This is a genomic window from Bacteroides sp. L008 (assembly GCF_040812255.1).
Taxonomy (GTDB): domain Bacteria; phylum Bacteroidota; class Bacteroidia; order Bacteroidales; family Bacteroidaceae; genus Bacteroides; species Bacteroides vicugnae.
Genome location: NZ_JBFNXO010000001.1, coordinates 4149521 through 4165906 on the forward strand (window position 1 = coordinate 4149521; position 16386 = coordinate 4165906).

8 protein-coding genes are annotated in these 16386 nt (G+C 44.9%); 6 read left to right on the forward strand and 2 right to left on the reverse strand.

Annotated elements, in window-relative coordinates; translation table 11 throughout:
• Positions 1–22: 22 nt before the first annotated feature.
• Positions 23–3985, forward strand: coding sequence for a two-component regulator propeller domain-containing protein (locus AB3G73_RS16400; RefSeq protein WP_367745234.1), 3963 nt, complete (start codon positions 23–25; stop codon positions 3983–3985).
• A 231-nt stretch (positions 3986–4216) separates the two neighbouring features.
• Here AB3G73_RS16400 and AB3G73_RS16405 read toward each other — a convergent pair whose 3' ends face one another.
• The gene (locus AB3G73_RS16405; protein WP_367744371.1) at positions 4217–5368 is read right to left on the reverse strand and encodes an ISAs1 family transposase; all 1152 of its coding nucleotides are present in this window, start codon (positions 5366–5368) and stop codon (positions 4217–4219) included.
• Between the two features lie 514 nt (positions 5369–5882).
• On the opposite strand from AB3G73_RS16405, the gene AB3G73_RS16410 reads away from it, so the two are divergent.
• The 5 genes from AB3G73_RS16410 to AB3G73_RS16430 are packed head-to-tail and all read left to right on the forward strand — an operon-like array spanning position 5883 to position 15219.
• The gene (locus AB3G73_RS16410; RefSeq protein ID WP_148367751.1) at positions 5883–6698 is read left to right on the forward strand and encodes a family 16 glycosylhydrolase; all 816 of its coding nucleotides are present in this window, start codon (positions 5883–5885) and stop codon (positions 6696–6698) included.
• Between the two features lie 20 nt (positions 6699–6718).
• Positions 6719–9907 carry a SusC/RagA family TonB-linked outer membrane protein gene (locus tag AB3G73_RS16415; RefSeq protein ID WP_217720819.1) on the forward strand — a complete coding sequence of 1063 codons (3189 nt, stop codon included), beginning with the start codon at positions 6719–6721 and terminating at the stop codon, positions 9905–9907.
• A gap of 11 nt (positions 9908–9918) precedes the next feature.
• A complete protein-coding gene (locus AB3G73_RS16420; RefSeq protein WP_148367753.1) occupies positions 9919–11595 on the forward strand; it encodes a SusD/RagB family nutrient-binding outer membrane lipoprotein in 1677 nt (558 codons plus the stop codon).
• Positions 11596–11615: 20 nt separating this feature from the next.
• On the forward strand, positions 11616–12878 hold the full coding sequence (locus tag AB3G73_RS16425) for a hypothetical protein (RefSeq protein WP_367745235.1): 1263 nt from the start codon (positions 11616–11618) through the stop codon (positions 12876–12878).
• Between the two features lie 46 nt (positions 12879–12924).
• Positions 12925–15219, forward strand: coding sequence for a glycoside hydrolase family 3 N-terminal domain-containing protein (locus AB3G73_RS16430; protein ID WP_367745236.1), 2295 nt, complete (start codon positions 12925–12927; stop codon positions 15217–15219).
• 131 nt (positions 15220–15350) lie between these two features.
• On the opposite strand, the gene cysK is transcribed toward AB3G73_RS16430, so the two are convergent.
• Positions 15351–16298: a cysteine synthase A gene (cysK, locus tag AB3G73_RS16435; protein WP_148367756.1), complete on the reverse strand. Its 948-nt coding sequence runs from the start codon at positions 16296–16298 to the stop codon at positions 15351–15353.
• Positions 16299–16386: the final 88 nt, after the last annotated feature.

Consider the following 16386-nt stretch of genomic DNA (forward strand, 5'->3'; position numbering starts at 1 on the left):
TGATATCAACAATTAAAAGAATATGGTTCGTTTTAATCTTGTTATCACCATACTACTAATGATAAGTATGGCTGTCAAAGCCGAACTGACCAGCCGGATGTTCGATGTCAGGCATGTAGGCTATGCGGAAGGTCTTAGTAGTCAACGTGTTTTTTCGATTGTCGAGGATGGAGACGGTGCCATATGGATTGCTACAAAAACCGGAATAGACAGATACAACGGTCATGCAGTAAAGAACTATGATCTACCGGGAAATTTCTATTATGGCGATCTTGCCGGACGCAGGCTTTACTTATTGTACGACGCACGACAAGGACTGTTTGCCTACGACCACACCGGACGAATCTACCGATACTCCACCATTCACGATCATTTTGAGCAAGTCCTACATCTGGGGCTATTGATTCAGGAAGAAGTCATCTTGAACAAACTTTGTTTGGATGATGACGGAACCTGGTGGATGGGATCGGATAAAGGACTATACAAGCAGGAAGCGGACAACCGTATAGTTGCCGTGCTCAAAGGACAATATGTCAACGACATCGCATTTGCCGACGAATCGCTCTATGTGGGTACTTCTAACGGAGTCTGGCAACTTTCACACGCCCTGCCGGATAAAAAACGCCAACTGCTGGAAGGATGGAATGTACAGACATTGTTCTGCGACAAACCGAAAAAAGAACTCTGGATAGGCACATTTGGCAGCGGTTTGTCTGTGATGAACCTCAACACTTCCAAAGTGCTTGCACTGGAGGGACAAGGGAGTACATTCCTTCATCCGATACGGGCAATTACAGACTACGATGAGCATACCATACTCATAGGCGTGGATGGTGGCGGTGTGTATGCGATAGATAAAGCCACCAAGAAAGCCCGTTTACTGATGAATACCAAAGATGACACAGATACTTACCTGCGGGGAAACGGCATATATGCCGTAACCAGAGACGATCAGGGCAACATCTGGATAGGTAGTTATACGGGAGGCGTATCTGTAGCTATCCTGCTGAAACATCCCATTTCGATATTAGCGCACGAAAAAGGAAATCCCCATTCCCTCATCAGCAATAACGTGAATGATATCGAAGAAAACCCGGATGGCAACCAATGGTTCGCTACCGATAATGGAATCAGCATCCGAAACACCCTGTCAGGTACCTGGAAACACGTGCTGAAAGAAATTGTAACCATTTCTCTTTGCACATCCGGAAATGGAAACGTATGGGTAGGAACATACGGAGACGGGGTATATCTATTGGATAACAACGGACGCGTGCTACGTCATCTCACCAAACAACAAGGGCAATTGACTACCAATTATATTTTTTCCGTCAAACAAGACATGGAGGGGGACTTATGGATAGGAGGTCTGGACGGATGCCTGATCATGTTTGAAAAAGAAAAAGGCAACAGACGTTCCTTCGACGTGAATTGGGTACAGTCCATTGAACCTATCGACCGAAACCAGGTAGCGGTGGCTACCGTCAACGGTTTCTTCCTAGTGAACAAGCACACAGGAAATATACAGCACTATGCCAATTCCCAAGAATTTCACAATCAGAATGTCAGTGCTTATATCATCTCTATGCTATTCAATGACGACGGAACAGTGTGGTTGGGAACCGAAGGGGGAGGACTGAATCTGTATGACATGAAAAACCGAACGGTAAAAACTTTCACTGTTCAAGAAGGATTGCCGTCCAACGATATATATAGTTTGCAGCGAGACGACAAGAAACGCTTGTGGGTCAGCACCGGAAAAGGAATTGCCTTGATAGACAGCCTGCGCGTGTCGAACCTCAACTATGCGGGCAATATAGACAAGGAATATAACAAGTCTTCGTTTGCCCGGTTAATGAATGGTGAGTTTGTGTATGGTAGCACGGACGGTGCTGTCTTTATCATGCCACTCGACATTTCAACCGTTGACTACTGGACGCTCCTGCGTTTCACGGGACTGACAGTGGATTATCAAAACGCCAAGGAAGAAGAATCGTTGAAACCCGCCATTCATGATATGCTTGCCGACCATGCCGTACAGCTCGGTTATAAATACAACTCGTTTACTATTTCTTTTGAATCTATCAACTATCGTTTCCAGCGCGATATTGTCTATCAGCATATTTTAGAGGGGTATGACAATGATTGGAGCAAACCGTCTGCCGAGGGGAAAGCATCTTACACCAAAGTATCGCCGGGCACTTATCTTTTTAAGGTGCGCAGTCTGCGGCGCAGCGACGGAAAGACTATCTCCGAAAACACCTTAGAAGTACACGTGAGTCAGCCATGGTGGAACTCGTGGTGGGCTTGGACTATTTACCTATTTATAATAGGCTTCGTTTTCTATTTCATTCTGCGGTATAAGAGCAACCAACTCCAGAAGAAATACGACGAAGACAAAATACGTTTCTTCATCGACACAGCGCACGACATTCGCACGCCGGTGACGCTTATCATGGCACCGCTGGAGGATTTGAACCGGGAACAAGATCTTTCGGACAAAGCCCGTTATTACCTGAATCTGGCCCATGAAAGTACCCGCAAGCTCCATTCACTCATCACACAGTTGCTCGAATTTGAAAAGGTAGACGCCCACAAGCAATCCTTTTTATCAACTCCGCTTTGTCTGAATGAAGTTTTGCTGAAAGAAGTCTCCGTCTTCCGGTCTTTTTGCGAGAAGAAGCAGTTGACACTGAATCTGACCCAACCCGACGAATCCATTTTCATTTCGGCAGATAAACATCTGATAGAGATGTTACTCGACAATCTTCTGTCTAATGCTTGCAAATACACAATGCCCCAAGGAGCAATCAGCCTGGATCTGAAAGCAACGAAACGCAAAGCCATCCTTTCGTTGAAAGATAACGGAATAGGTATACCCAAGAAAGCGAAAAAGCATATCTTTTCCGATATTTACAGAGCCGAAAATGCCCGGCAGTCACAGGAAGAAGGAACCGGATTCGGACTGTTGCAGGTGCAGCGCATTGTAAAGATGCTACATGGCAAAATCACTTTCTGTTCCGAGGAGGGCAAGGGAACTACTTTCACCGTAACATTGCCGCGAACTACCACCGTAGCCGAATCCGTATCACACGAATCATCCCTCGAACACTTTACCGACACATCGGATAAAAACAGCCACGAAACGGACAAGATGAAAGATCCGGACGACCGGAATACATTGCTCATTGTAGAAGACCACGAGACTCTCCGTCACTATCTCCGCCAGACCTTTGAACACCTCTATCGGGTGATTGATGTCGCCAACGGAGACGAAGCTATCGCCTGCCTCGCCAATGAATATCCGGATATCATCCTCTCGGACGTCATGATGCCCGGCATACGGGGGGACGAACTTTGCAAACTGGTCAAAGAGAATCCCGACACATCGGGTATTCCCGTCGTTCTGCTGACAGCAAAGGCTAACCATGAAGCAATAGTGGAAGGATTGAAGAAAGGCGCGGATGATTACATCCCCAAGCCATTCAGTACCGAAATACTGAAACTAAAAGTGCAAGGACTGATTGACAATCGAAACAGACAACGGCAGTTCTTCATGCGACAGGCCATCGCTCAAGTAGAGGCGGGTAGCAAACGGGACGACAACGAAAGCCACGAAAGCATCGACAACAAAAGCGTTACGACAGCAAACGAAACAATGGCCGAGGGCGACCACCGGTTCATCATGCAAGCTACACAGTTTGTTCTTGATCATTTAGATGAACCCGATTTCAACATCAACCTCTTATGTCATGAAATGGCAATGAGCCGGACACTGTTCTACAGTCGTCTTAAATCACTGACGGGAAAAGGACCACAGGAGTTTATCCGTATCATCCGACTTCAGAAGGCTGCCGAACTGCTGAAGGAAGGTAAAAGTGTAACCGACGTCGCCACCGAAACCGGATTCGTCAACACGAAATATTTCAGTTCATTATTCAAGAAACAATTCGGGATGCAGCCGAGTAAATATAGTGGGAAATAAACAACCTTTAAAAGATAAGAAAGGAATATATTTAGGCACGGATTACACGGATAAAAACAGTTGCTTTGCGTAATCATTGCATTAAAACCGTGAAATCCGTGTAATCCGTGCCTAATCCTCAATTTACGATCTAGTTCATAACCGTACTGGTTATGAACTAATTTTGAACTTGTGAAATTTTATTTTTAATGCTTAATGGATTTATGGCTAATGATGCACAGGGCAGACACATTAAAAATCATTATCCTGTAAAAGTTTTGATAAATATTTTTCATCCCACCCAGCTTTTAGCCTTTTTAGATTCATACTTCCTTTAGTTGTTTTATCCTTCTTCAGGATAGTAAGTGCCATTTTTGTTGCTGCGGAAAAGTTTCTGGCTGCATTTTTGACCTTTTTACTATAGTCTTCTCGAAAGGTAACATCCAGTTGCCAATGCAGATTATTTTCAATAGACCAATGCTGTCTGATGGCAGAGGAAATTTCGTCCGGTTTGGTATTATCCATTGAAGTTACATAGTATCTTACCTCTTGTGTATATTCTCCTGTTGCCACTATTGTTCTTTCCGATTTTATCCCAACAACAGACTTCAGTCCCACAAGTTTCTTTTTAAACATTTTTTCCATTATAGGTCCATAACTAACTACAGTACAAGTTCTTGTCTCTATCCTTCCATGTCCGGTATTTTGAGACACATGCCTGGTGACTCTATTGATTATTTCGTCTTTATCCTGATAATCTTCAATGATCTGTTTGGTCAGTTGATAGTTTTTCTTCTTGTTATCCTTTATAGCTATAATATAATTTGCGTCACGCTCAATGATGGTCCGTGTTATATCTGTCTGGCAGCCCATCGCGTCAATTGTGACAATGCAATCATTGAGATCCAAAGAGTTTAGTAACAATGGAATAGCGGTAATTTCATTACTTTTATCATCCACCTTCACTTGTCCTAAAGAAATTCCATTGGCAGCGGACCATGCGGAAACCATCCATAATTTGAATCCTTCCTTTCCCGTCGTATGTTCTCCGTCACATTTACTTGGACCACGCATAAGTTTGCCATCTATAGCTATAACCCCTTTCACCTCCTGACAGACTTGTTTGACCCAATTACGGAAGATCAACTCAAAATATTCGGGCTTTATGATGCTAAAGAATCTATTAAAAGTATCATGGCTGGGTATGAACTCCAGATTAGGTATGCGACTTTTGAAAAAAGCAATTTTGGCATTGCCAAATTCCTCAATCTCATTCCAGGATTGGGCACCACAAATTACAGCAGCAATGGATATATAGACGATGGTTTCCATTTTATGGACTTTTTTACGGTTCATTCTAGGATCTTCTATTTGTTTACAAAGGTCAATTATCCCTATTTTCATGTTAGTTTATGTTTTATAATATCTTATAAAGATAAGGAAAATAGTCGAAATAAGAAAGAATTAATAAGTTAATAATCAATTATATAAATAGAATGAAAACAGGAGTGGGATAGTAAAAAATATAATGCGTCTGCCCTGTAATGATGCATGATTTTATTCGTCTGACAACTGTTTCTTTTTCGTCTGACAGTTGTTAGACGAAAGAATAACAGTTGTCAGACGAAAAAGAAACAACTGTCAGACGAATAAAGTTATGCATAACGAGTATTAAATCATTGCATACTACCAATTAGGTTTTAGAAAAACTAAGATTAGTTCATTTCCGCACCGAAGCAATCTTTGAAAAAGGATGGGTAGGATAACGTCAGTTCGATAAAAATCAGCAGATTTGTCAGCAATCAAACCTTATATGTCAGCAATCTGACCATCGTTTTAGCCTGATATTAGCATCTTTGCACCAGACTTTACAAGTATAAAGCACATATTACGTTCAACCTTTTAAAATGCTAAAACGATGAAAAAAGTAGCACTATTTCTATTTTTATCCGTTTGCTTCGCGCAACAATCCTGCTCGTCTGATTCTGTTGGAACGGAACCGGAAGAGAATCCACAAGACATTCTTTTTAAAGACGATTTCAACTTTTTCGACGAAAAAGTATGGACGAAAGAAACTCATGAACCCGGTTGGACCAATCAAGAGCTGCAAGCATACGATGCCGCTCATGTATCAGTAGGAAAGGACGGGGACAAATCGGTTCTGATTCTTACTGCCGAACGCAAAGGAAATAAAATCTATTCCGGCAGGGTCAATTCTAAAGGAAAAAAGAGCTTCAAGTATCGCAAGATAGAAGCGAGCATCAAGCTTCCCAAAACCAACGGCGGACTATGGCCTGCGTTCTGGATAATGGGAGATAACGACAAAGAATGGCCGCAATGCGGAGAGATTGATATTATGGAAATGGGAGAACAGAGCGGAATGGCTGCGGGCATTTCAGAAAAACAAGTGAACACCGCCATTCACTATGGTCCCAGCATAGCGGCTCACGAACAGCAATACTACAAAGCCAATGTTGCCAACAGTCTGCAAGACGGCAATTATCACACCTACTCTCTGGATTGGGATGAAAACAGCCTGACCATATCCGTCGACAACGTCAAGTTCCATACGTTCGACATTAGCTCGAACCCTTACTTTCACGACAACTTCTACGTCCTGTTCAACCTCGCCGTGGGAGGTGCGTTTACAGGAATTACCGACATCAATAAACTGACAGGCCTGAAAGACGGTCAGAAAGTAAATATGTACATCGACTGGGTGAGAATATTATAAGAATCTTAAATATACATGCTATGAATATGAAGAAATGTAAGTATCTATTATTTTGCGGAACGCTCGCCCTTGGGATGGCGGGAAGTTTCCAACAAGTGTATGCAGCAACAGAACCAAGTTCACAAGCTGTTCAACAACAAAGCAACAAGGTAACCGGAAAAGTAAGCGATGCCACAGGTCCCATTATCGGGGCTTCTGTAGTGGAAAAAGGAACTGCCAACGGAACCATTACCGATTTGGATGGAAATTTCAGTTTGAACGTAAAAGCAGGAGCTACGCTCGTTGTCAGTTACGTAGGCTATAAATCCGAAGAGGTGAAAGTGGGAAAAGGTCCTTTGAATATCACTTTGAAAGAAGATGCCAAAGCATTGGATGAAGTAGTGGTCACCGCCCTCGGTATCAAGAGAGAGCGCAAAGCATTGGGCTACGGCATTGATGAGGTGAAAGGTGAAGCTTTGACCAAAGCCAAAGAAACGAATCTCATCAACTCCATGGCAGGACGTGTGCCGGGTTTGGTAGTCAGCCAGACTGCCGGCGGTCCTTCCGGTTCTACACGTGTCATTCTGCGAGGCAGTACCGAAATGACCGGAAACAACCAGCCTCTTTATGTAGTGGACGGTGTACCTCTGGATAATACCAATTTCGGTAGTGCCGGTACAAACGGCGGCTTCGACTTAGGCGACGGCATTTCAAGTATCAATGCCGATGACGTGGAAAACATGTCGGTATTGAAAGGTCCTGCAGCATCCGCACTTTATGGTAGCCGTGCCAGCCACGGTGTCATCTTGATTACAACCAAGCGCGCCAACAAGGACAAAGTCAGCGTGGAATATAACGGAACACTGACTTTTGACACCCAACTCGCCAAATGGGACGAAGTGCAACAGATATATGGTATGGGAAGCAACGGTACTTACAGCTATGATGCCATATCCAACACGAACAAGAGTTGGGGCCCCAAAGCGGACGGTTCAAACATGCTGAAGTATTTCGACGGCGTGGAACGTCCTTTCCTGATTGTCCCCGACAATACATCCAGCTTCTTCCGCACGGGTATCACCGCCACCAACTCGGCCATCATAGGTGTGAACAGCGGAAAAACCGGCATTCGCTTCACCTATACGGACATGCGCAATAAAGACATCGTTCCCCAAACGCACATGAGTCGTGATATTTTCAACCTGCGTGCCAATACGTCTACAGGAAAGGTAGACTTGGATTTCAGCGTCAACTATACCCGGGAAGACGTGAAGAACCGTCCGGCATTAGGCGACAGCAAGTCCAATATCGGTAAAAACCTGATGACCCTCGCCACCACCTACGACCAGGAATGGCTACGAACCTATCAGACTGCCGACGGCGAATATTCCAACTGGAACGGTATGGACCCCTACAACGTGAATCCGTACTGGGATATCTATAAGAACTTCAATAAATCCAAGAAGGACTTGTTCCGCATGAATGGCAAAGCTGTATGGAACATTGACCAGCATCTGAAACTTCAGGCAACGCTGGGCGCCGAACTCAACTGGTTCACGTTCGATGATTACAAAGCGCCTACCACTCCCGGATTCGAAGCCGGAAGACTTCAAAACAGCGCTTTCCGCAACCGCATGTACAATTTTGAAGTGTTGGCTCTCTATAACAACCATTGGGGTGATTTCGATTTCAACGCTACGTTGGGCGGCAATGTATATAAGGTGAACAACCAGACCACTGTTACCACCGCTCAAGACATGAAGATACGCGATGTCCCTTCATTGACGAGCTTCAACGAGATCAGTGTAGTGCCCGGCAGTTACCGCAAGCAGATTAATTCGGTTTACGGAGCAGTGAACGTGGGATGGAAACACATGCTTTACCTGGATGCCACGTTGCGTGGCGACCAATCGTCTACCCTTCCTATCAGTAACAATATGTATATGTACCCTTCTTTTTCCGGTAGCTTTGTGTTCTCCGAGCTGACACAACTGGGTGACCTCCTACCTTACGGAAAGTTACGTATGTCATGGGCGCAAGTGGGTAGCGATACCGATCCTTATCAATTGGGACTTGTCTATACGAAATCCAAATATGCTTATCCCGGATATACCATCGGATATATCGATAACGGAACCATCCCCAACAAAGACTTGAAACCAACCAAAACAAATTCTGTGGAAATGGGATTGGAATTGAAATTCCTGAAGAACCGTATCGGGTTGGATTTCACCTACTATTCTCAAATCAGTAAAAACCAGATTATGGGAATGGCAAGTTCCTGGACAACCGGTTATAACTATCGCTTAATCAATGCCGGCAAAATAGAAAACAAAGGTATCGAGATTGCCCTTAGCACACGACCGATTCAAACACGTGATTTCTCCTGGGATATTAATCTGAACTTCTCCAAAAACAGCAACAAGGTAAAAGAGCTGGATGGCGAATCGGATATGTTTGAACTGGAAAAGGCGACTTGGCTCGACGTTCAGGTAGCCGCTAAGGTAGGCGAAAACTTTGGTTCTATCGTAGGTCCGGACTTCCAACGGAACGAAAAGGGAGATATTCTGATTGACCCGCAAACCGGTCTGCCGCAATATGACAAGAGCAACCACGTATTGGGTAATGCCTCTTGGGATTGGACAGGTGGATTGCTCACCAACTTTACCTACAAGAATATTTCGTTGGTAGCAGTATTCGATGTGAAAGTAGGCGCCGACCTCTATTCCATGTCTGCCCGCGCCGCCCACGAATCGGGTAAAAGTCCCGAGACATTGGCTGGACGCGATGCTTGGTATCGCTCGGAAGAAGAAAGATTAGCAGCCGGCATTGCGAAAGGAGCCGATAACTGGAAGCCGACAGGTGGATTCGTTGCTCCGGGTGTCATTGACAACGGTGATGGAACTTATCGTCCCAACGACATCTACATCAATCCGGAAGACTACTGGATGAGCGTTTGCCGTAATGCACCCTCTATGTTTATTTACGACAACTCATACGTGAAATGCCGTGAACTGACATTGAGTTATAATGTACCCAAATCCTGGCTAAAGAATGTAATAAGCGGACTGACCGTTTCGTTCGTTGCCCGCAATCCATTCATCGTATGGAAGAATATTCCAAATATCGACCCGGATTCCAACTACAACAATACCACCGGTATGGGACTTGAATACGGTTCGTTGCCTTCACGCAGAAGCTATGGTTTTAATGTAAATGTGAAATTCTAAAAAGATATATCATGAGACAATCTAAATACATCACAATCATCATGATGGCATGCACCCTGTTTTTCGCTTCTTGTAGCGATGAATACATGGAAAACATGAACACCGACCCTTCCAAGGCTGCTACCATCGACCCGAATGCACAGCTCACCACTGCCCAACTGCAAACATACGGAGACTTGGGCATGATAGAGATCTACCGTAACTACCATTATGCGTTCACCCAACAACTGATGGGATGCTGGAACACCACTAACTATGGTGGCCGCCACACAGTGGACAATAATGAAATGAGCCGTATCTGGACATCTTTCTACACCCAATCTCTGAAGAACATTACCGACGCTGAATATCGTACAGCCGAAGATGCAGAGAAAGTGAATATCAACTCTGTGCTCCGCATCTATCGGGTTTACCTGATGTCTATCATCACCGACACTTACGGAGACGCTCCTTTCAGTGAAGCCGGACTGGGATTCCTCGAAGGGAAGTTCAATCCGAAGTATGATAAACAGGAAGATATTTACAACGCTTTCTTTCTGGAACTGGAAGATGCCGTCAATAAAATCGATCCGTCCAAAGATAAAGTGACAGGCGACCTCATCTATGCCGGTGATGTGGTTAAATGGCAACAATTGGCAAACTCACTTCGCCTTCGTTTTGCCATGCGAATCTCCAATGTCAACCCGACAAAGGCACAAACGGAATTTGAAAACGCTTTAACTGCCAACGGCGGTGTGATAACGGACGCTTCCGGCGACGCTCTCATCAAATACATGACAATAGCATTTAGTTTCGGACAAGAAGCTTACTCTGACTACCGCGGAAATTCATTGCCGCAACTGTTGTTCGGCAACGACCCCGCCAACAATCCAAGTTATCTCTGCTCTACCTTCTTTAATCAGCTATACAACTCCGGCGATCCCCGTACATTCAGAATTTCCCGTTGCTATTACGACGGACTGATGAGTGCCACCAGTACCGACAATCGTGTCGACATCACTCAAGAGATGATTGACAAAGGAATTGCTTTCAGTCCGCGCGACCCGGGTGCTTATTCGTGGGAACCGTGGCCTACGGGTTACGACAGCGATATTTGTGCGGCATTAGCCGTCAACAATCCTGCCGTCACGGCGACTATGGCCCGTGAAGTGGAACCCAAACTTGCCAATAATTTCCTTAAAAGCGACAATCCGGGTGTAGTGATGACCTCTGCAGAAGTGAAGTTGCTGATGGCGGAAGCTACCGTAAAAAAATGGAACGTCGGCAGTGTTTCGGCAGAAAATCTGTACAAGCAAGGAGTGCGTGCGGCTATGGATTTCCTGACAGACAACTACGATTGCACGGCTATCACCGATGAAGAGTTTGATGCATTCATTCAAAACAAAGGGGCTTTCGGGCACACGGACAATCAGAAACTCGAAGCCATCAACACACAGGCATGGATTCTTCACTTCACCAACCCTGCCGAATGTTGGGCAAATGTGCGTCGTTCCGGTTATCCGAAATTGAAATCACCGGCAGAATATGGTTTCGGACAATATCTCACCGGTGGCACGGACATTCCGGTTCGCCTCTGCTATCCTGTATTGGAATCTTCATACAATAAGAATAACTATAACGAAGCCATTGAACGTATGGGAGGAACAGATAATTGGCATATCCTTCTGTGGTGGGATACTGAAAACTAACTATTAAATAATCATCCATTATGAAAAAGATATATATTGCACTATTTGCCCTACTCGCTGTAGGCTCCACATTTACTGCATGCACCGACGAAGAACCGTTCGCTACGGTAACAGAGAATGATGATCCGCATATCCTTGATCCGGTGTTCCCTGACAGAACAAATGGTCAATTGGCTACATTCGCCAACATCAGCCGGGATGCAAATCTATCCATCTCGCTGACCGTGACTCCGAAAGATTACACCACAGTCACGTGGTTTATTGACGGGCAGGAAGTAGAATCGGGTACCGGCTCCGACAAGGAAATGAACCGCAGTCTGAAAGCCGGTACATATAATTTGAAGATAGAAGTAGAAACCGTGAAAGGGAAAAAGACTTCCCGTGAAGGATTGGTATTGGTCAACCCATTGGCAGATGACCCCCAATCCAAGGAAGTAGCCTTTGAACGGATTGTATCTCCCGGTAAGACTGCCCGTCTATATGGCAATAATCTACAGAATGTAACAGCCATCCTCTTGGGAGGAAGCACGGTCACCGATCCCACTTATGTTGAATCGGAAGATGGGGACTATCTGGAATACACTGTTCCGACAGACGTAAACGAAGGCGATTACCGCATCGTTCTGCAAGATTCCGAAGGCAATGAATATGGAGCCGACATGGTAAAAGTGACTAAGTCTTCCTTAATCATTTCGGGAGCCAACCGGGCTACTGCCAACACGGACTGGACCATTTCCGGCATCAATCTCGACAACATCGCTTCTCTAACCATCGGCGGGCAGACAGTGTCTCAATTCAACAACCAATCTTCTACGGAGATTACACTGACTTGTCCGGATTTGTCTGATGGAAGCTATACGATGACAGGCAAGACCCGTAGCGGAGAGGCTGTACAGTTCTTGAACGATAATACTACGACTACCGAGCAGACTGTTACCGTATCTACCGAAATAACGCTTTGGTCGGGACATCATTACGTTTCGTGGGATAAGCCGGACGGTGATCCCAACAAGAGTTTCGGTCTGATTCCGAAGGATGTGTTTGCCGGTATCACAGCCGGATCAACACTGAAAGTAGTCTACTCCATAGAGCCTACTGCCGAATATCATCAGATGCAACTTGCCACAGGTTGGTGGGCTGGTCTGGCAGATAAGATAGAATTTACGGAAAACGGTGAATACATACTGGTACTGACACAAGACATGCTGAATAAGATTCAAACTGAAGACGGATTCTTATGTACGGGACATGGCTATTATGTAGATTTAATAACCGTGAAATAATGAATGACAGATTGGATAAACTATGCTACTTAAAAAATAAATCATAATGAAACTAAGAAATATTATCTTAATGTCCGCATCCATTGCAATGACTGCCTGTTCCAAACAGGCAGTCCCCACTGCCATTCCTGAAGACGCAAAAATAGAGCAACAAGTGGAAGAGCTTCTATCAAAGATGGACCTTGACGCCAAGATAGGGCAAATGACCGAGCTTGCCATTGATGTATTGGGAGATATGGTGAATGGAGAATTCCAACTGGACGAGGCAAAACTCCACAAAGCGATTGCCGAATATAAGGTAGGTTCGTTTCTTAACGCTCCCGGCCCTGTGGCACAAAGCCCGGAAAAATGGAACGAAATTATCAGTCGGATACAAGAACTGTCGATGAAAGAGATTGGCATTCCATGCATCTACGGATTGGATCAAAATCATGGTACTACCTATACATTAGGAGGCACCCTCTTTCCCCAGAACATCAATATGGGTGCTGCGTTCAATCCAGAATTGGCCTACGAAGCGGCACGTGTAACGGCTTATGAGACAAGAGCAAGCAATTGTCCCTGGACATACTCCCCCACTGTCGATATGGCGCGCGATCCCCGTTGGCCACGTGTGTGGGAAAACTATGGAGAAGACTGTTTAGTCAATGCCATTATGGGCAGTAATGCTGTTCGAGGCTTTCAGGGAGACGATCCTAACCATATTCCCGCTGATCGGATTGCTACATCCGTAAAACATTACATGGGATACAGCATACCACGTACCGGCAAAGACCGCACACCGGCTTATATATCCGTTTCCGAACTGCGTGAGAAATGCTTTGCTCCGTTCAAGGCCTGTGTAGAAGCAGGCGCACTGACTATAATGGTCAACAGCGGTTCCATCAACGGGAAGCCTGTGCATGCCGACCACGAACTCCTTACAAAATGGCTGAAAGAGGACTTGGGATGGGACGGAATGTTGATCACCGACTGGGCGGACATCAACAATCTTTATACCCGCGAACATGTGGCAGCGGATAAGAAAGAAGCCATCGAAATGGCAATTAATGCAGGCATAGACATGGCTATGGAACCGTATGATCTCAATTATTGTACATTACTAAAAGAGTTGGTGCAAGAAAAGAAAGTACCCATGAGCCGCATTGACGATGCCGTCCGCCGCGTACTTAGATTAAAGTTCCGCCTGGGTCTGTTCGACCATCCGAATACTTTGCTGAAAGACTATCCTCTCTTCGGTAGCAAGGAGCATGCACTTATCGCACTTCATGCAGCCGAAGAATCGGAAGTATTGCTAAAGAATAAGGATAACATCCTTCCGCTTCCTCAAGGAAAAAAGATACTGGTAACCGGTCCGAACGCTAACTCCATGCGTTGCTTGAACGGCGGTTGGAGCTATTCATGGCAAGGACATCTGACCGACAGATTTGCCGACAAGTATAACACCATTTATGAAGCAATCTGCAACAAATTCGGAACCGATCATGTCCGTCTGGAACAGGGAGTAACCTACAAACCCGAAGGTGCTTACATGGAAGAAAATGAACCGGAAATCGAGAAAGCTGTCGCAGCAGCCCGCAATGTGGATATTATTATCGCCTGTATCGGCGAAAATTCGTATTGCGAAACACCCGGTAACCTTTCCGAACTTGCTATCTCTGCCAACCAAAGCAAATTGGTAAAGGCACTTGCCGTTACGGAAAAACCGATTATCCTGATACTCAACGAAGGCCGTCCCCGTATTATCAACGACTTGGAACCATTGGTTGATGCTGTTATTAACGTTCTATTACCCGGAAACTACGGTGGCGACGCATTGGCAAACATTCTGGCAGGAGACGTGAACCCCAGTGCCAAGATGCCTTACACATATCCGCGACACGAAGCAGCACTGACCACCTACGATTATCGGGTGAGCGAGGAAATGGACAAGATGGAAGGAGCTTACGACTACAATGCGGTAGTCTCCGTTCAATGGCCTTTCGGATATGGATTGAGCTACACTACCTTTGAATACAGCAACTTCCAAACGGACAAGTCCTCGTTTAGCACAGGAGATAAATTGCACTTTTCCATAGACGTAACCAATACCGGTAAATATGCCGGAAAAGAAGTCGTCATGCTGTTCAGCAGTGATCTTGTGGCCTCGCTTACTCCTGAAAACCGCAGGTTACGAGCCTTCAAAAAGGTAGAACTGCAACCGGGCGAAACTCAAACCGTCACTCTATCCATCAAAGACAGCGACCTAGCTTTTGTCAATGCTGATGGACAATGGGTGCTGGAACAGGGGGATTTTCGTATGCAATGCGGAAATCAAGTATTGACGATTACTTATAAATAAGCATTTATAAGTAAGTGTACATTATTAGTGCAAACTGCTCCTTTTGATTCAAATGATTGTATGTCTACAACAAAAGACAATCGTTTGAATCAAAAAGAGCAGTTATTTTTATCTGAAAGAAAGCAGTATTATCACAAAGGATATTCCTCAAAAGCATACAAAATGGTAGACAGATAACGTTCACCTGTATCAGGCAATAACGCAACGATCATCTTTCCCGCATTTTCCGGTCGCTTCGCCAGTTCCGTAGCAGCATATACAGCTGCCCCCGAAGATATGCCGACCAACAACCCTTCTTGCTTGGCCAGTTCACGACTCGTACGAATAGCATCGTCATTCTGCACCTGAATAATTTCATCTACGACAGAGGCTTTGTACGTTTTAGGAATAAATCCTGCACCGATCCCCTGAATCTTATGAGGACCAGGTTTTCCTCCCGACAGTACCGGAGAATCAGATGGTTCCACTGCCACTATCTTTATACTCGGATCACGCATCTTCAACGCTTCACCTACACCGCTAACTGTCCCGCCAGTACCTACACCTGCTACAAAGATATCGACTTTCCCCTCGGTATCTCTCCATATTTCCAAACCGGTAGTTCGTAAATGCATAGCAGGGTTAGCAGGATTCTCGAACTGTTGTAGGATGACAGCTCCCGGAGTTACAGCTTTTAATTCTTCCGCTTTGGCAATTGCCCCTTTCATGCCATCCGCACCAGGAGTCAGCACTAATTCCGCTCCCAAGGCTTTCAAAAGATTACGTCGCTCAATACTCATTGTATCAGGCATCGTCAGAATCAGTTTATAGCCTTTCGCTGCTGAAACAAAAGCCAATCCTACACCAGTATTTCCGCTGGTCGGTTCAATGATCGTTGCTCCGGGTTGTAAGACACCTTTCGTTTCAGCATCCTCAATCATAGCCAATGCGATACGGTCCTTAACACTTCCCGCAGGATTAAAAGATTCAATCTTTACAATCAGACGAGCTTTCAAATCATTACTCCTGTTATAATTGCTAAGTTCCAACAACGGAGTATTACCTACCAAATCCGTCAATTTTCTTGCTATCTTTTCCATATATATCTGTTTTTAATTTCTTTTGTTTTTAATATAGTACAAAGATAGTGGAGATTCTGTTCAAGGTAAATACCACATATATGGTAAA